Annotated in this window: 13 protein-coding genes; 12 read left to right on the forward strand and 1 reads right to left on the reverse strand. The window is 63.4% G+C overall.

Translation table 11 applies throughout. The annotated features are described in order from the left end of the window. Window positions 1-83: 83 nt before the first annotated feature. The 9 genes from CK219_RS00175 (at window position 84) to CK219_RS00215 (ending at window position 10,976) form a co-directional block, all read left to right on the forward strand. Window positions 84-1,865 (forward strand): acetolactate synthase 3 large subunit, encoded by a 1,782-nt coding sequence (locus CK219_RS00175; protein ID WP_095764788.1) that lies wholly within the window; start codon window positions 84-86, stop codon window positions 1,863-1,865. 83 nt (window positions 1,866-1,948) lie between these two features. Then, a complete protein-coding gene (gene ilvN, locus CK219_RS00180) occupies window positions 1,949-2,524 on the forward strand; it encodes an acetolactate synthase small subunit (RefSeq protein WP_027169049.1) in 576 nt (191 codons plus the stop codon). 106 nt (window positions 2,525-2,630) lie between these two features. After that, window positions 2,631-3,227, forward strand: a complete 597-nt coding sequence (locus CK219_RS00185) for a LysE family translocator (protein ID WP_095764789.1) — start codon at window positions 2,631-2,633, stop codon at window positions 3,225-3,227. 357 nt (window positions 3,228-3,584) lie between these two features. Next, window positions 3,585-4,889 (forward strand): efflux RND transporter periplasmic adaptor subunit, encoded by a 1,305-nt coding sequence (locus CK219_RS00190; protein WP_095764790.1) that lies wholly within the window; start codon window positions 3,585-3,587, stop codon window positions 4,887-4,889. Beyond that, complete coding sequence (locus tag CK219_RS00195) at window positions 4,886-8,038, forward strand: efflux RND transporter permease subunit (protein ID WP_095764791.1); 3,153 nt, start codon at window positions 4,886-4,888, stop codon at window positions 8,036-8,038. Before CK219_RS00190 ends, CK219_RS00195 begins: the two co-directional genes overlap by 4 nt. A 64-nt stretch (window positions 8,039-8,102) precedes the next feature. Further along, the gene (gene nthA, locus CK219_RS00200) at window positions 8,103-8,720 is read left to right on the forward strand and encodes a nitrile hydratase subunit alpha (RefSeq protein ID WP_095764792.1); all 618 of its coding nucleotides are present in this window, start codon (window positions 8,103-8,105) and stop codon (window positions 8,718-8,720) included. Continuing rightward, complete coding sequence (nthB, locus tag CK219_RS00205; protein ID WP_095764793.1) at window positions 8,717-9,376, forward strand: nitrile hydratase subunit beta; 660 nt, start codon at window positions 8,717-8,719, stop codon at window positions 9,374-9,376. The genes nthA and nthB overlap by 4 nt, the downstream gene beginning before the upstream one ends. Continuing rightward, window positions 9,363-9,713 (forward strand): nitrile hydratase accessory protein, encoded by a 351-nt coding sequence (locus CK219_RS00210; protein ID WP_095764794.1) that lies wholly within the window; start codon window positions 9,363-9,365, stop codon window positions 9,711-9,713. The genes nthB and CK219_RS00210 overlap by 14 nt, the downstream gene beginning before the upstream one ends. Before the next feature lie 135 nt (window positions 9,714-9,848). Beyond that, window positions 9,849-10,976, forward strand: coding sequence for an ATP-dependent RecD-like DNA helicase (locus CK219_RS00215; protein ID WP_095764795.1), 1,128 nt, complete (start codon window positions 9,849-9,851; stop codon window positions 10,974-10,976). A gap of 230 nt (window positions 10,977-11,206) precedes the next feature. Here the strand turns inward: CK219_RS00215 and CK219_RS00220 are convergent, their stop codons facing one another. Next, on the reverse strand, window positions 11,207-11,605 hold the full coding sequence (locus CK219_RS00220) for an STAS/SEC14 domain-containing protein (RefSeq protein ID WP_095764796.1): 399 nt from the start codon (window positions 11,603-11,605) through the stop codon (window positions 11,207-11,209). A 109-nt stretch (window positions 11,606-11,714) separates the two neighbouring features. On the opposite strand from CK219_RS00220, the gene CK219_RS00225 reads away from it, so the two are divergent. From CK219_RS00225 to CK219_RS00235, 3 genes are all read left to right on the forward strand, one after another. After that, window positions 11,715-12,455: a pyridoxine 5'-phosphate synthase gene (locus tag CK219_RS00225; protein ID WP_095764797.1), complete on the forward strand. Its 741-nt coding sequence runs from the start codon at window positions 11,715-11,717 to the stop codon at window positions 12,453-12,455. Window positions 12,456-12,541: 86 nt separating this feature from the next. Beyond that, window positions 12,542-14,455 carry a potassium transporter Kup gene (locus CK219_RS00230; protein WP_095765532.1) on the forward strand — a complete coding sequence of 638 codons (1,914 nt, stop codon included), beginning with the start codon at window positions 12,542-12,544 and terminating at the stop codon, window positions 14,453-14,455. Window positions 14,456-14,602: 147 nt separating this feature from the next. Next, window positions 14,603-16,519 (forward strand): potassium transporter Kup, encoded by a 1,917-nt coding sequence (locus tag CK219_RS00235; RefSeq protein WP_095764798.1) that lies wholly within the window; start codon window positions 14,603-14,605, stop codon window positions 16,517-16,519. The last annotated feature ends 82 nt before the right edge of the window (window positions 16,520-16,601 follow it).

Raw genomic sequence — 16,601 nt, forward strand, 5'->3', positions numbered from 1 at the left:
CCCTCGGGGGCCTTTTTTATTGCCTTGAACACGACTAAACGACCAGCAAATCGCCAGGCGGCGAACATTACGGGACCAGACCGATGAGCAACGGACAGAACGAGCGGCGCGAAATGACGGGCGCTGAAATGGTGGTGCAGGCGCTGAAGGACAACGGCGTCAAGCATGTGTTCGGCTATCCGGGCGGCGCCGTGCTTCCGATCTACGACGAGATTTTCCAGCAGGACGAGGTCGAGCACATTCTGGTGCGGCACGAGCAGGGCGCCGGCCACGCGGCCGAAGGCTATGCGCGCTCGACCGGCAAGGCCGGCGTGCTTTTGGTGACGTCCGGTCCCGGGGCCACCAATGCGGTGACGCCGCTGCAGGACGCGCTGATGGATTCGATCCCACTGGTCTGCCTCACCGGCCAGGTGCCGACCTCGCTGATCGGCTCCGACGCCTTCCAGGAATGCGACACGGTTGGCATCACGCGACCCTGCACCAAGCACAACTGGCTGGTGAAGGACGTCAACGAGCTCGCCGCCACCATCCATGAGGCGTTCCATGTCGCGACGACCGGCCGACCCGGCCCGGTCGTGGTCGATATTCCGAAGGACGTGCAGTTCGCCAAGGGCATCTACGTGCCGCCGCAGACGGCGCCGCGCACCAGCTACCAGCCGAAGGTCCAGGGTGACCTGGAAAAGGTGAAGGCCGCGGTCGAGCTGATGGCCGGCGCGAAGAGGCCGATCATCTATTCGGGCGGCGGCGTCATCAATTCCGGTCCGGAAGCCAGCCATCTGCTGCGCGAGCTGGTCGATCTCACCGGTTTTCCGATCACCTCGACGCTGATGGGCCTCGGCGCCTATCCGGCCTCCGGCAAGAACTGGGTCGGGATGCTCGGCATGCACGGTACCTACGAAGCCAACATGGCCATGCATGACTGCGACGTGATGGTCTGCATCGGCGCGCGCTTCGACGATCGCATCACCGGCCGGCTCAACGCATTCTCGCCGGGATCGAAGAAAATCCACATCGATATCGACCCGTCGTCGATCAACAAAAACGTTCACACAGAGGTGCCGATCATCGGCGATGTCGGCCGGGTGCTCGAAGATATGGTGCGGCTGTGGCGGGCGACCGCCAAGGTCGACAAGAAGGCGCTCTATCCCTGGTGGGAGCAGATCGCGAAATGGCGGGCGCGGGATTCGCTCGCCTACAAGATGAACAACGACGTCATCATGCCGCAATACGCGATCCAGCGGCTCTACGAACTGACCAAGGATAAGGACACCTACATCACCACCGAGGTCGGCCAGCACCAGATGTGGGCGGCGCAGCACTATCATTTCGACAAGCCGAACCGCTGGATGACGTCGGGCGGCCTCGGCACGATGGGCTATGGCCTGCCGGCCGCGCTCGGCGTGCAGATCGCGCATCCCGACGCGCTGGTCATCGACATTGCCGGCGACGCCTCGGTGCAGATGACCATGCAGGAGATGAGCTCGGCTGTGCAGTATGAAGCGCCGATCAAGATCTTCATCCTCAACAACCAGTATATGGGCATGGTGCGCCAATGGCAGCAGCTGCTGCACGGCAACCGGCTGTCGCATTCCTACACCGAGGCGATGCCGGATTTCGTCAAGCTGGCGGAAGCCTATGGCGGCCACGGCATACGCTGCGACAAGCCGGACGAGCTCGACGACGCGATCAAGGAGATGATCTCGGTCAAGAAGCCGGTGCTGTTCGACTGCCGCGTGGCGACCTTGGCCAACTGCTTCCCGATGATCCCGTCGGGCAAGGCGCACAACGAGATGCTTCTGCCCGACGAAGCGACCGACGAGGCGGTGGCCAACGCCATCGACGCCAAGGGCAGGGAACTGGTGTAGGCAGCCATCAAGGCGGGGCTGTCGCGAGAAAGCCGTGCGCAAACAGAGAATTAGCTCAAAAGTTTGAAATCGAGATTCACGTCATGAACGCACAGCACCTTCAACCGACCGGCTCCGCCTATTTTATCGCCAAGGAAACCGAAAAGCCGGAAACGCACACGCTTTCAGTGCTGGTCGACAACGAGCCGGGCGTGCTTGCCCGCGTCATCGGCCTGTTCTCAGGCCGTGGCTACAACATCGAAAGCCTTACCGTTTCCGAGACCGAGCATGAGAAACATCTGTCGCGCATCACCATCGTGACGCGCGGCACGCCGCATGTGATGGAGCAGATCAAGCACCAGCTCGAGCGCATCGTGCCGGTGCACCGGGTGGTTGACCTGACCGTGCGCTCGCATGAGCTTGGGCAGGAGCGGCCGCTGGAGCGGGAGCTGGCGCTGGTCAAGGTCGCCGGCACCGGCGACGCCCGGGTCGAGGCGCTGAGGCTCGCGGATGCTTTCCGCGCCTCGGTCATCGACGCCAACACCGAGCATTTCATCTTCGAGATCACCGGCAAGGGGTCCAAGCTCGACCAGTTCATCGCCATCATGAAGCCGCTCGGCCTGGTCGAGATCTGCCGCACCGGCGTCGCCGCGATGAACCGCGGCCCGCAGGGAATGTGAACAGGGCGACCGTCCTGTTTCAAAACTTTGGCCCGGCGGTTGCCCGCTTCTGGCTTTTGCGCATTTGCTAAAAGGACAGTAAGGCTGACATATCTGGAAGGATAACATGTCGCTCGACACATTCCTTGCCCTGTTGGTCTATGCCTTCGTGACTTCGATCACGCCGGGGCCGAACAACCTCATGCTGCTCGCTTCCGGCGTCAATTTCGGCATCGCCAGGACGGTTCCGCATATGCTGGGCATCAGCATCGGCTTTCTGGTCCTGCTGCTGGCCGTCGGCTTCGGGCTCGGCGCGGTGTTGACCGCGGTGCCGGCGCTGCATACGGCGCTGAAGATCGCCGGCGCCGCCTACCTGCTCTACCTCGCCTGGAAGATCGCCATGTCGCGCTCGATAAGCGACGGAAAGGGGGCGCAGGGACGGCCGATGCGCTTCATCGACGCCGCCGCATTCCAGTGGGTCAATCCCAAGGCATGGGTGATGGCGATCACCGCGATGGCCGTCTACACCAATGCCGATCACCCGTTCGTCTCGGTGGCGCTCATCTCGATCGCCTTCACCATCGTCAACCTGCCCAGCGTTTCGGTATGGGCCGGCTTCGGCACGGCGCTGCGCGGCTTCCTGTCGGATCCGGTGCGGCTGAAATGGTTCAACATCGCCATGGGCGTGCTCTTGGCGGCGACGCTGTGGCCGATGCTCCGTTAGATGTGCCGATATTCAGGTGAGGCCGGCCTGCAAACGCTGGCTTTCTGCGCCTCAGGTGCTCACGTACGAAAAGTACGCTCCGCTCCGGTTCTCGAAAACCATCGTTTTCGATTCGGCCTGACCTGAATCTCAACACATCTGACAGTTTTCGGACTGGTCGCAGAGGCGTTCGTTGGGTTCGTTTGCCGGCTGCCTAGCCATTGTGCAGTGCACATTAAATCTTCGTAATGCCCCGTTTTGGCCCTTTTCGGCCAAAGCCTTGTCCTATCTACTCCACGAAAATCGCGGCACGAGGTCGTGAAGCGAGCTAGAATGGACCACCGGGATCGGCGTGTCGGGTAGAAGGCTTATTTGTCGATGCGCGGAAAAATCGCCTTTGCAGTTGTTGCGGTCGCCTGTCTGGCGGGCGCCGGGCTCTATCTTTCGCCCACGACGTCGGCCAAGGTCCAGCAGCTGATTTCGGGCAAGCAGGAAAGCGCGGCCGCCACGGACAAGACGGCGAGCGGCGATAAAGCGGCCGGTGCCCCGGACAATGCGAAAAGCGACAATGCGAAAGGCGGCGGTCCGCGTTCGGCCTCGATCGTCTCCGCCACCGCCACGACAGCCGATTTTCCGATCCGCCGCTATGCCATCGGCTTCGTCTCGTCACCGGAGGTGGTCAATATCAATGCCCGTGTCTCCAGCCAGATCGTGTCGATCGCGGTCAAGGACGGGCAGATGGTCAAGGCCGGCGATCTGCTCATTTCGCTCGATGACCGCGCGCTGAAGGCGCAGCTCGCCAAGGATCAGGCGCAGCTCGCCAAGGACCAGGCGATGCTGGTAAGCGCCCAGGCCGATCTGCAGCGCGCCAAGGACCTCGTAGCCAAGCAGGCCGGCACGCAGCAGACCTACGATCAGGCGCTGGCGGCGCAGAAGGCCGCGGCCGCCACGATCGATGCCGACAAGGCGACCATCGATGCCGACACGGTGCAATTGAGCTATGCAACAATTACCGCGCCGATCTCGGGCCGGCTTGGCGCCATCAATGTGTCGGTCGGCGATCTCGTCACTACCAGCAACGGCAACTCGAGCAGCTCGACGCCGCTGGTCACCATCACGCAGATGGATCCGCTGCAGGTGAACTTCACGCTGCCCGAGAGCAACCTTGCCCTGTTGCACAAGGCGCTCGCCGATCCACAGCAAGGCGACGTGACGCTGACCAAGACCGGCGATCCCACGCCGATCGGCAAGGGCACACTCGATTTCGTCGATTCCAGCGTCGATACGGCCTCCGGCACCATCGCCACGCGGGCGAGCATACCGAATCCGGATCTTTCGCTGTGGCCTGGGCAGTATGTGAACGTCGTGCTCGAGGCCGGCATGATGCCGCAGATGACCTCCGTTCCGACGGTCGCGGTGCAGCCCAGCCAGAAGGGGCCGTTCGTCTATGTCGTCAAGCCGGACAGCACCGTCGAGATGCGGCCGGTGCAGGTGGCGCTGACGGAAGGCCAAAACAGCGCCATCAGCGACGGGCTCAAGAGCGGCGAGAAGGTCGTCGTCGAAGGCCAGACACGGTTGAAAAACGGCGCGGCGGTGCATGAAGGCAAAGCCGCCGCGGGATCCGGTGAACAGGCATCGCCCAAGGTGGCGGAGGCCGACAAGGCCGGCGGGGCGAGCCAATGATCTCCGAATTCTGCATCCGCAAGCCTGTCGCCACCCTTCTGATGTCGTTCGCCCTCATTCTGGGCGGTATTTTTGCCTACAAGTTCCTGCCGGTGGCGGCGCTGCCCAGCGCCGAATTTCCGGTGGTCAACGTTTCGGCCAGCCTGCCCGGCGCGTCGCCGGAGACGATGGCGACATCGGTGGCGACGCCGCTGATCAAGCAATTCGCGACGATCGCCGGCATCGATTCGATCTCGACCACCAATTCGCTTGGCCAGACCTCGATCGCCATCCAGTTCGTGCTCAACCGCGACATCGATGCCGCGGCCGCGGATGTCCAGGCAGCGATCGCGCGAACGCAAAGATCGCTGCCGCCGGAAATGACCTCGCCGCCAAGCTATCGCAAGGTCAATCCGGCCGACGCGCCGATCCTCCTGATGTCGCTGGTCAGCGACACGGTCCCGCTGACCGACCTCGACGCCTTCGCGGAAAACGTCATGTCACCGTCGCTGTCGACCATCGACGGCGTGGCCCAGGTCTCGATCTTCGGCCAGCAGAAATACGCCGTGCGCATCCAGATCGATCCGACCGCGCTGGCCGCGCGCGGTATCTCGATCGATCAGCTGCAGGCCGCCATCACCTCGGCCAACAGCAACACTCCGCTCGGCGTGCTGCAGAACAACAAGCAGCAGCTGACGATTACCGCCAACACGCAGCTTACCGACGCCGCAGGCTTCTCCAACCTCATCATCGCCACCAAGAACGGCCGCCCGGTGCGGCTGGGCGACGTGACGCGCGTCGTCGATTCCGTGCAGACCACGACGACGGCGAGCTGGTATGACGGCACGCGCGCGATCATCATGGCCGTGCAGCGCCAGCCCGACGCCAACACCGTCGACGTCGTCGACAAGGTAAAGGCGATGCTGCCGTCCTTCCAGGACCAGATGCCGGGCGCCGCCCAGATCAAGCTGCTCAATGACCGCTCGACATCGATCCGCCAGGCCGTCGACGACGTCCAGTTCACGCTGCTCTTGACCATCGCGCTTGTGGTGCTGGTGATCTTCGTATTCCTGCGCCGGGTGACGGCGACGATTATCCCGGCGGTGGCGGTGCCGATCTCGCTGATCGCCACGCTTGGCGCGATGTTCCTGTTCGGCTTCTCGATCGACAATATCTCGCTGATGGGATTGACTTTGGCTGTCGGTCTTGTCGTCGACGACGCCATCGTCATGCTGGAAAACATCTTCCGCCATATGGAAGAGGACGGGCTGTCCGCCTTCGATGCTTCGTTGAAGGGAGCGCGCGAAATCGGCTTCACCATCATCTCGATCTCGATCTCGCTTGTGGCGGTGTTCATTCCCGTGCTTCTGATGGGCGGCGTCATCGGCCGCATCTTCAACGAATTCGCCGTCGTGGTGACCGTCGCCATCCTGGCCTCGATGTTCGTGTCGCTAACGCTGACGCCGATGCTCTGCTCGCGCCTGTTGTCGGTGACCAAGGCCGATCGCGAAAAGCACGCCCCCGGTCATAAGCCGGACCTCATCACGCGCGGCTATGACCGGATCCTGGGCTTCTGCCTGCGAAACACTTTCCTGGTGTTCCTCGTCTTCGTCGCAACCGCCGCAGCGTCGGTGTGGCTGATCCAGGTTTCGCCTAAAGGCTTCTTTCCGCAGGAGGATATCAGCCAGATCTCGGTGTCCACACTTGCGCGCCAGGACATCTCGTTCGACGCCATGGCGAAGCTGCAAGGGCAGGTGGCCAGCGTGTTTTCGAAGTCACCCTATGTCGACCATGTGGCCTGGTCGGCGGGCAGCGGCAACAACGCGCTCAACCAGGGCCAGCTCTTCGTCCAGCTCAAGGGCAAGGATCAGCGACCCAATATCGAGAAGGTGCTTTCGGATCTCAGACGCCAGCTGGCCGGCGTGGCGGGCATCGAGACCTATATGCAGCCCGTGCAGAACCTGCGGCTCGGCTCGCGGTCGTCGGCCAGCGCCTATCAGCTCGTGGTGCAGGGCCTGGACACCGGCCAGACCGACATATGGGCGCAGAAGCTGAACGATGCGATGGCCGCGGACCATACGAAATTCATCGACGTCACCAGCGACCTGCAGAACAACGCATTGCAGGCCTCGCTGGTAATCGACCGCGACAAGGCCGCCCAACTCGGCATCGACACCGAAACGCTGCGTTCCGCCCTCTATGGCGGCTTCGGCACCGACCAGGTTTCGACGATCTTCGGTTCGGCCGACAGCTATGAGGTCATCACCGAGCTTGATCCCAAGATCGAATGGTCGCCCGAGCGGATGCTCGCCATCCAGATGCGGACGGCGAGCGGCAGCCTGGTGCCTCTCGGCGCCTTCGCCCATGTCGACCGCACGGCCGGCGCGCTGACGATCAATCAGCTCGGTCAGCTTCCGGCGGTGACGATCTCCTACAACCTGCCGCAAGGCGTATCGCTCGGCGACACGGTGACCCGCATCGACCAGCTCAAAGAACAGATCGGCATGCCGAAGGAGATCTCGACGAGCTTTGCCGGCACGGCCAAGACCTTCCAGGATTCGCTGGCCAATCAGGGGCTGCTGATCGGCGGCGCGATCCTGACGATCTATATCGTGCTTGGCATGCTCTATGAGAGCTTCATCCACCCGCTCACCATCCTCACCGGCCTGCCGTCGGCGGTGCTGGGCGCCGTGGTGGCGCTGCGCTTCGCCGGCATGGATCTGTCGGTGATCGCGGTGATCGGCATTCTGATGCTGATCGGTATCGTCAAGAAGAACGGCATCATGATGGTCGACGTCGCGCTGGAGCTCAGGCGGCAGGGCATGTCGGCGAGGGACTCCATCCACAAAGCCTGCCTGATGCGCTTCCGGCCGATCATGATGACGACGCTTGCGGCGTTGATGGGCACGTTCCCGATAGCGCTCGGCACCGGCGCCAGCGCCGAATTGCGCCAGCCGCTCGGCGTTGCCGTGGTCGGCGGCCTGCTCGCCTCGCAGGCGCTGACGCTGTTCGTCACGCCGGTGATCTACGTCTATTTCGAGAATTTCTCGGGCTGGCTGCTCAGCTTCTCGTCGAAGAAGAGCCGGCCGGCGCTGCATGTGGTGGAAAGCGGCGAGCAAGCCTCGCTGTTCGACGGCGAACCCGAGCCGCAGAAGACGGCAGCCGAGTAGATCGCTCCGACTGGCCCAAGCCGTGGCGCTTGCGGCCAGCCGCAGCCGATCCTAGTCTGTGACCATGTCCCACGATCATGACCACGACAACGAGCTCGATCCCTTCGCGGCGCGCGTGCGCGCGCTGGAGACGATCCTGACCCAAAAGGGCTTGATCGACCCTGCGGCCATCGACGTCATCGTCGACACCTATGAGACGAAGATCGGCCCGCGCAACGGCGCGCGGGTGGTGGCGAAGGCCTGGAACGATCCTGACTATGCCGAATGGCTCAAGCGCGACGCGACCGCGGCGATCGCGTCGCTGGGCTACACCGGCCGGCAGGGCGAGCACATGCAGGCCGTGTTCAACACCGAGGAGACGCACAACCTCGTCGTTTGCACGCTCTGCTCCTGCTATCCGTGGCCGGTGCTCGGCCTGCCGCCGGTCTGGTACAAGGCGCCGCCTTACCGCTCGCGGGCGGTCATCGATCCGCGCGGCGTGCTGGAGGAGTTCGGACTGATACTGCCGGCGGACAAGAAAATCCACGTCTGGGATTCGACGGCAGAGCTTCGCTACCTGGTGGTGCCGATGCGTCCCAAGGGGACCGAGGGCTGGAGCGAAGAGCAGCTCGCCGGACTGGTCAGCCGCGATGCGATGATCGGCACCGCGCTTGCCAAAGAGCCGGAAGGGGAACCGGCATGAACGGACCGCAGGATCTCGGCGGTCAAATGGGTTTCGGGCCGGTCGCGCCCGAGAAGGACGAGCCCTATTTCCACGCGGCGTGGGAGCGGCGGGCGCTGGGCGTGACGCTCACCGCCGGCGGCATGGGCGCCTGGAATATCGACGAAAGCCGGCATGCGCGGGAATCGCTGCATCCCGCCGACTATTACTCATCGAGCTACTACCAGATCTGGATCAAGGCGCTGGAAACGCTCCTGAAACGCCACGGCTTCGTCACCGAGCGCGACCTTGCCGCCGGCAAGGCCGTGGATGCGGCCACGGTGCCGAAAAGAGTGCTGAAGGCGGCGGATGTGCCGGCGGTGCTCGCCAAGGGCGGGCCTTGCAACCGGCCGGTCGCTACCCCGGCGCGTTTCCGAGCGGGCGACCGGGTGCGCACAAAGAATTTCAACCCGACCGGCCATACGCGCCTGCCGCGTTATGCGCGCGGCAAGAACGGCAGGATTGAGGCGGTGCGCGACAGCTTCGTCTTCCCCGACAGCAATGCGCACGGCAAGGGCGAGAACCCGCAATGGGTCTACACCGTGGTGTTCGACGGGGCCGAAATCTGGGGCGAAGGCGCCGATCCGACGCTCAGCGTCTCGATCGACGCCTGGGAGAGCTATCTTGAGCCGGCATGAAGGTGCGTTGCCGGCCGGTTTCGACGAGCCGGTCTTTGCCGAGCCGTGGCAGGCGGAAGCTTTCGCCCTGACGGTTGCGCTGCACGACAAGGGCCTGTTCTCGTGGAGCGAATGGGCGGAGGCGCTTTCGGCCGAGGTGAAGCAGCCGGGCGCGGCAAGCGACGGGCACGATTACTACAAGCATTGGCTGGCGGCGCTGGAGAAGCTGTTGTCGCGAAAAGGGGTCGCCGGCAAGGGCCAGGTCGATGAACTCGCCGCCGCCTGGGAACGCGCCGCGCGTGCCACGCCGCATGGCAAGCCTATCCTGCTGGAGAATGATCCGGGCGCAGGCCGATAGATCGTCTTTGTTCTCTTTACGTTCCGGTTTGCGACTGATAGCCTGAGTTGTCGGAGGCGTTTGCGCCCGCAGCCGACAACGGTCGATACAGCGGCCAATCTTGTCTTTCGCCTGCGAATCCGGTCTGTCGCACTGATGGAATTTTCTCCCCAGCAGGATGAGGCTTTGAAAGCGGTCGGGCGCTGGCTCAAGGAGGGCCGGCCGCAGGTCTTTCGGCTGTTCGGCTATGCCGGCACCGGCAAGACGACGCTGGCGCGCTATTTCGCCGAGCATGTCGACGGCCAGGTGCAGTTCGCCGCCTTCACCGGCAAGGCGGCGCAGGTGCTGCGCTCGAAGGGGGCGACCAACGCCCGCACCATCCATTCGTTGATCTACAGGCCGAAAGGCGAGGAATCGGTCGAGGACGAGGTGACCGGCAAGACCTCGATGTCGCCGACCTTCTCGCTCAACCGGCAAAGCCCGATTTCGCGCGCCAAGCTTGTCGTCATCGACGAATGCTCGATGGTCGACGAGCAACTCGGTCGCGACCTGCAGAGTTTCGGCACGCCGATCCTGGTGCTCGGCGACCCGGCGCAGCTGCCGCCGATCTCGGGCGGCGGCTTCTTCACCGAGCATGAGCCGGACGTTCTGTTGACCGAGATCCATCGCCAGGCGCGCGACAATCCGATCATCCGGCTGGCGCTCGACGTGCGCGAGGGCCGCGAATTCATGCATGGCGACTACGGCACGGCGCAGGTGATCGGCAGGGAAGCAGTCAACCAGGAGCTGGTTCTCAAGGCCGATCAGGTGCTGGTCGGCACCAACCGCACGCGCCGGCGCTACAATCAAAGGCTGCGCGAGCTGAAGGGGTTCAACGCCGACTTCCCGCAAGCCGGCGACAAGCTGGTCTGCCTGCGCAACGACCCGGCCAAGGGGCTGCTCAACGGTTCGCTGTGGAAGGTGATGACCTCGTCGCGCGAGACGGTGAAGCCCGGCATCAACCTTTTGGTCTCGCCGGAAGAGGACGACCCCGACCGCGGCGTCGCCAAGATCAAGCTGCTCAAGGCGGCATTCGAGGATCCGGATGCCGAAATCCCCTGGCAGCAGAAGAAGCGCTTCGACGATTTCGATTACGGCTATGCGCTGACCGTGCACAAGGCGCAGGGCTCGCAGTGGAACGACGTGGTGCTGTTCGACGAGAGCTGGGCGTTCAAGGAAACCAGGCAGCGCTGGCTCTACACCGCCATCACCCGCGCCGCCGAGCGGCTGACGGTCGTGCGCTAGGGTTGTTGGGATTCAGGTGAGGCCGGCCTGCAAATGGCGGTTTCCTGCGCTTCCGGTGCTCACATACGTCAAGTACGCTCCGCTCCGGCCTTCGCCGGCCGAAGCTCTCATAAGCGTCTCCGCTCTATGAAGGCTCCGGCCGGCGTAGGCCGGTTCCCGGAAACCATCCAGTTTGGTCGCTTCGCGCCCGTCTTCGACTCCGGCTCGGCCTGACCTGAATCTCAACAACCCTAGTCCGTTGGTCTTGCGCCAAGCCATTGCCAGGCGGCTTCCTCATCGTCGACGCCAAAGCTCCTGAATTCGAAAGGCAGCGTCTTGGGGAAAAGGCCGGCGACGAGGGGGGCCCAGCTCGGCTCGCCGATGGCCGCGCAGCGCACGACATGTTGCATCGCGTCGGCCACGCCCTGCTTGAGCGTGTCTTGCTTGATATTGGCCCAGTCGACGCTTTCCTCGTCGGTCAACCTGACCAGCACGTCGATCCTGGGATGCAGCGCGTAGGCGGCCTCCAGCAGGCCGAACAGGTTTTCCGCGTCGGCCGGCGAGACATCGCCGACGACGTCGATGGCGAAAAGCGCATCGCGATTGGTCTCGATGCGGCGGATCGCCGGCACGGCTTCGAGGAAATTCACTGGCAAATCCTTATCTTAGCCTCCATCTATCCCCTGGAACACGCGAAACCCTCTATCTGTTCCCGTCAAAGGCGCTATAGATGCGCGCCGATCCACTGGACCCCAGCTCATGCCCGCCAAGCTTTCGGTCAATCTCAACGCCGTCGCCATGCTGCGCAACCGTCGCGACCTGCCATGGCCGAGCGTGACCGGACTTGGCCGCATAGCGCTTGCCGCCGGCGCGCACGGGCTGACGGTCCATCCGCGCCCTGACGAGCGGCACACCAGGCATTCCGACCTGCCGGAGATCAGGGCGCTGATCGATGATGAGTTTCCGGGCGCGGAGTTCAACATCGAGGGCTATCCGACCGAGGATTTCCTGGCGCTTGTCGAAAAGAACCAGCCCGAGCAAGTGACGCTGGTGCCGGACGACCCTGCGCAGGCGACTTCTGACCATGGCTGGAACTTCGTCGCCCAGGCGGCGTTCCTCACTCCGATCGTCAAGCGGTTGAAGAAGGGCGGGTTTCGCGTGTCTTTGTTTTCCGACGCGGATCCGGACGCGGTCAGTGCGGCTCGCGACACCGGCGCCGACCGCATCGAGCTCTATACCGGGCCATATGGAGGTTACCATTCTGATTCCGCAAAGGCGGCGAAAGAACTGGAAAGGTTGGGAAAAACCGCTGATGCGGCGTTCGCGGCCGGGCTCGGTGTCAATGCCGGCCACGATCTGACCGTGAAGAACCTGCCGCCGCTGGCCAAACGCATTCCGGCATTAGCCGAAGTATCGATCGGACATGGGTTGACAGCGGATGCGCTGGAGTATGGCATGGCCGGCACTGTCGGGCGGTTCTTGAAGGCCTGCGGATGGTAGGGCGCCTTGCGTAACTCCGGCAGTTTCGGTGCGTCCCGCGCGTTGCGGCGACCTCGAAGCGTGGCGAATCTGATGAAATGGGGTTCATGGTGCTAGCCAACGCCAGCGAGACGGAATCCCTCGAACGCTCGGGCCATGCCGAAACCGAGCGGCAGCACAGCACCAAGGTTCTCATGCTTGGCGCGCTGGGCGTCGTCTACGGCGATATCGGCACGAGCCCGATCTACGCCTTCCGCGAGGCGCTGCATGCCTCGTCAAGCTCGGTCGCCCGCCATGACGTGCTCGGCGTGCTGTCGCTGATCGTCTGGGCGCTCACCATCATCGTCACGATCAAATATGTCGCCTTCGTGCTCAGGGCCGACAACAAGGGCGAAGGCGGCACGCTGTCGCTGATGTCGCTGGCGCGCAGCGCCTACCCCCCGGGCTCGCGTTTCATCCTGGTTATCGGCCTTTGCGGCGCGGCATTGTTCTTCGGCGATTCGATCATCACGCCGGCGATCTCGGTGCTTTCGGCGGTTGAGGGCCTGAAAGTCGTCACCCCGGCGCTCGATGCCTATGTGGTCCCGATCACGCTGGTCATCCTGGCCGTGCTTTTCGCCGTGCAACGCTTCGGCACGGGCAAGGTGGCGGCGGTGTTCGGACCGGTGACGGCGACATGGTTCGTGGCCATCGGAGCGGCTGGGGTCTATCATATCGTCGACGACCCGTCCGTCTTCCTGGCGATCAATCCATATTACGCGATCTATTATCTCGCCACCACGCCGACGGGCGCCTTCGTCACCGTGGGTGCCGTGTTCCTGGCCGTCACCGGCGCCGAGGCGCTCTATGTCGACCTCGGCCATTTCGGCCGCAAGCCGATCGTGATGGCCTGGTTCGCAATCGTTTTCCCTTGCCTGCTCCTGAATTATTTCGGGCAGGGCGCCTTCGTGCTCTCGCATGGCGGCAAGCCCACCAACCCGTTCTTCCAGATGCTGCCCGAATGGGCGCTGATGCCGATGGTGGGTCTGGCGACCGCGGCCACCGTCATCGCCAGCCAGGCCGTCATTTCCGGCGCCTTCTCGCTGACAAGGCAGGCCGTGCAGCTCAACCTTCTGCCCCGTATCGAGGTGCAGCATACTTCCGAGATGCAGAGCGGCCAGATCTATATGCCGAGGGTCAATCTCCTGGTCGCGCTCGGCGTCATGCTTCTGGTCGTCGGTTTCGGCAGCTCGAGCGCGCTCGCCTCGGCCTATGGCATTTCGGTGACCGGCGAGATGCTGATGACGACGATCCTTTTGTTCGTCGTCATGCGCTGGCTCTGGAAATGGCAGGTTGCGGCCGCACTGGCGCTGGCATTGCTGTTCGGCGTCATCGATCTCGGCTTCTTCTCGGCCAACGTTGTCAAGATCGTCGAAGGGGGCTGGGTGTCGATCACCGTCGCCTGCCTCATGGGCCTGATCATGTGGACCTGGATCCGCGGAACCCGCTACCTTTTCGACAAGACGCGCCGCAACGAGATCCCGCTCGATTTCCTCGCGGCGAACCTGTTGAAGAAGAAGCCGCAGCTCGTCTCGGGCACCGCCGTGTTCCTGACCAGCGATCCGCTGAGCGCCCCCACGGCGCTGATGCACAGCCTCAAGCACTACAAGGTGCTGCACGAAAAGAACGTCATCCTGTCGGTGGTGACGGCGCCGCAGCCGGTCGTGCCGGACAGCGAGCGCGTGAAGCTGGAGACAGTCAACGAGCTGTTCATGCGGGTGACGCTGACCTTCGGCTACATGGAGCAGCCCAACATTCCACGCGCCTTGGCCATCTGCCGCAAGCAGGGCTGGAAGTTCGACATCATGACGACGTCCTTCTTCCTGTCGCGTCGTTCGCTTAAGGCCTCACCCAATTCCGGCATGCCGGTCTGGCAGGACCGGCTGTTCATCGGCCTTGCGCGGACGGCAGCGGATGCGACAGAGTATTTCCAGATTCCCACCGGACGCGTGGTCGAGATCGGCACGCAGGTCGCTATCTGACGAGGCCGTTTCTATCGGATGACGATGCAGGCGCGCTCCGTGCACAGTGAAGCCGTGCGTCGGCGGCATGGGAGCCCTCACGCTAGGGCACTTGATATTGCACTGCAGCAAGCGTAGAGCACCGCGCGTTTTATCGGAGTGTGGTCCATGGCCCTTGCCAATGGTGCTGAGGCAGAACCCGTCGACCAATCGAGCCATCCAGAGATCGAACAGCACAGCGCCAAGGTGCTGATGCTGGGGGCGCTTGGCGTCGTCTATGGTGATATCGGCACGAGCCCGATCTACGCCTTCCGCGAGGCGCTGCACGCCTCGTCGGGCGGCGACGTGGCCAACCGCGCCGACATTCTCGGCGTGCTGTCGCTGATTATCTGGTCGCTCACCATCACGGTGACGGTGAAATACATCATGTTCGTGCTGCGCGCCGACAACCGCGGCGAGGGCGGCGTGCTGTCGCTGATGGCGCTGGCGCGCGGTACTTTTCCGACACGCTCGGCGATCGTGCTCGGCATCGGCATCGTCGGCGCGTCGCTGTTCTTCGGCGATGCCGTCATCACGCCCGCCATCTCGGTGCTGTCGGCGGTCGAGGGCATGAACGTCGTCACCCCCACCTTCCAGCCCTATGTGGTGCCGCTGACATTGCTCATTCTCGCAGCCGTGTTTGCGGTGCAGCGTTTCGGCACGGGCGGTGTGGGCCTGGTGTTCGGGCCGGTCACCGCCATATGGTTCCTTGCCATCGGCGTTTCCGGGCTGAAGCACATCATCTCGGACCCGGAAATCCTGTGGGCCATAAGCCCGCACTACATCGTGGCCTTCTTCATCAATTCGCCCGACGTGTCCTTCGTCACGGTCGGCGCCGTCTTCCTGGCCGTCACCGGCGCCGAGGCGCTCTATGCCGACCTCGGCCATTTCGGCCGCAAGCCGATCGTGCTGGCCTGGCTTGCAATCGTGTTTCCCTGCCTGCTTTTGAACTACGCCGGGCAGGGCGCCTATGTGCTTGCCAAGGGGGGCACGGTCGGCCACCCGTTTTTCGAGATGAATGAGGGCTGGGCGCTCATCCCCATGGTGGTCCTTGCGACCGCAGCGACCGTGATCGCCAGCCAGGCCGTCATCTCCGGAGCCTATTCGCTGACTAGGCAGGCGGTGCAGCTCAACATGCTGCCGCGGCTTGAAATCCTGCATACGTCGGAGAAGCAGTCCGGCCAGGTTTATATGCCGCGCGTCAACATGCTCCTGGCGCTGGTGGTGATGCTATTGGTGGTTGGCTTCGGCGAATCCAGCAGGCTCGCCTCGGCCTATGGCATTTCCGTCACAGGCAACATGCTGGTGACGACGACGCTGCTGTTCATCGTCATGACACGCATCTGGAAGTGGAATATCTGGCCGGCGATCGGCCTGACGGCGGTGTTCGCCCTGATCGACATAGGCTTCTTCGCCTCCAACATCGTCAAGGTGTTCGAGGGGGGCTGGGCCTCTCTCGCGGTCGCCTTCGCCATCATCCTGGGCATGTGGACCTGGGTGCGCGGCAGTCGCTACCTCTTCGACAAGACGCGGCGCAACGAGATCCCGCTCGATTTCCTGGCGGGAAACCTGTTGAAGAAGAAGCCGCAGCTGGTCTCGGGCACCGCCGTGTTCCTGACCAGCGATCCGCTGAGCGCGCCGACGGCGCTGATGCACAGTCTCAAGCACTACAAGGTGCTGCACGAAAAGAACGTCATCCTGTCGGTGGTGACGGCGCCGCAGCCTGTGGTGCCCGACAGCGAGCGCGTCAAGCTGGAGACGGTCAACGAGCTTTTCATGCGCGTGACGCTGACCTTCGGCTACATGGAGCAGCCGAACATTCCGCGCGCCTTGGCCATCTGCCGCAAGCAGGGCTGGAAGTTCGACATCATGACGACGTCGTTCTTCCTGTCGCGGCGCTCGCTTAAGGCCTCGCCCAATTCCGGCATGCCGATCTGGCAGGATCGGCTGTTCATCGGCCTGGCGAAGACCGCGTCGGACGCGACCGAGTATTTCCAGATTCCCACCGGACGGGTGGTGGAGATTGGCACGCAGGTCGCGATCTGAGGCTGGGCGATGCCTGCCGCGGCTGGACATCGCATCTCGGAAAGGCGCGCTTGTCGCGACCGGTGAAAGCCCGATCCGGCTC

Origin of the sequence: Mesorhizobium sp. WSM4313 (genome assembly GCF_002294725.1) — a bacterium.
Lineage (GTDB): Bacteria > Pseudomonadota > Alphaproteobacteria > Rhizobiales > Rhizobiaceae > Mesorhizobium.

Bases quoted from the DNA above. Each gene is read 5' to 3' on its own strand.
- CK219_RS00190 (WP_095764790.1), top strand. From the start codon at position 3,585: ATGCGCGGAAAAATCGCCTTTGCAGTTGTTGCGGTCGCCTGTCTGGCG.
- CK219_RS00225 (WP_095764797.1), top strand. From the start codon at position 11,715: ATGCCCGCCAAGCTTTCGGTCAATCTCAACGCCGTCGCCATGCTGCGC.
- CK219_RS00195 (WP_095764791.1), top strand. From the start codon at position 4,886: ATGATCTCCGAATTCTGCATCCGCAAGCCTGTCGCCACCCTTCTGATG.
- CK219_RS00175 (WP_095764788.1), top strand. From the start codon at position 84: ATGAGCAACGGACAGAACGAGCGGCGCGAAATGACGGGCGCTGAAATG.
- CK219_RS00215 (WP_095764795.1), top strand. From the start codon at position 9,849: ATGGAATTTTCTCCCCAGCAGGATGAGGCTTTGAAAGCGGTCGGGCGC.
- CK219_RS00185 (WP_095764789.1), top strand. From the start codon at position 2,631: ATGTCGCTCGACACATTCCTTGCCCTGTTGGTCTATGCCTTCGTGACT.
- nthB (WP_095764793.1), top strand. From the start codon at position 8,717: ATGAACGGACCGCAGGATCTCGGCGGTCAAATGGGTTTCGGGCCGGTC.
- CK219_RS00230 (WP_095765532.1), top strand. From the start codon at position 12,542: ATGGTGCTAGCCAACGCCAGCGAGACGGAATCCCTCGAACGCTCGGGC.
- nthA (WP_095764792.1), top strand. From the start codon at position 8,103: ATGTCCCACGATCATGACCACGACAACGAGCTCGATCCCTTCGCGGCG.
- ilvN (WP_027169049.1), top strand. From the start codon at position 1,949: ATGAACGCACAGCACCTTCAACCGACCGGCTCCGCCTATTTTATCGCC.
- CK219_RS00235 (WP_095764798.1), top strand. From the start codon at position 14,603: ATGGCCCTTGCCAATGGTGCTGAGGCAGAACCCGTCGACCAATCGAGC.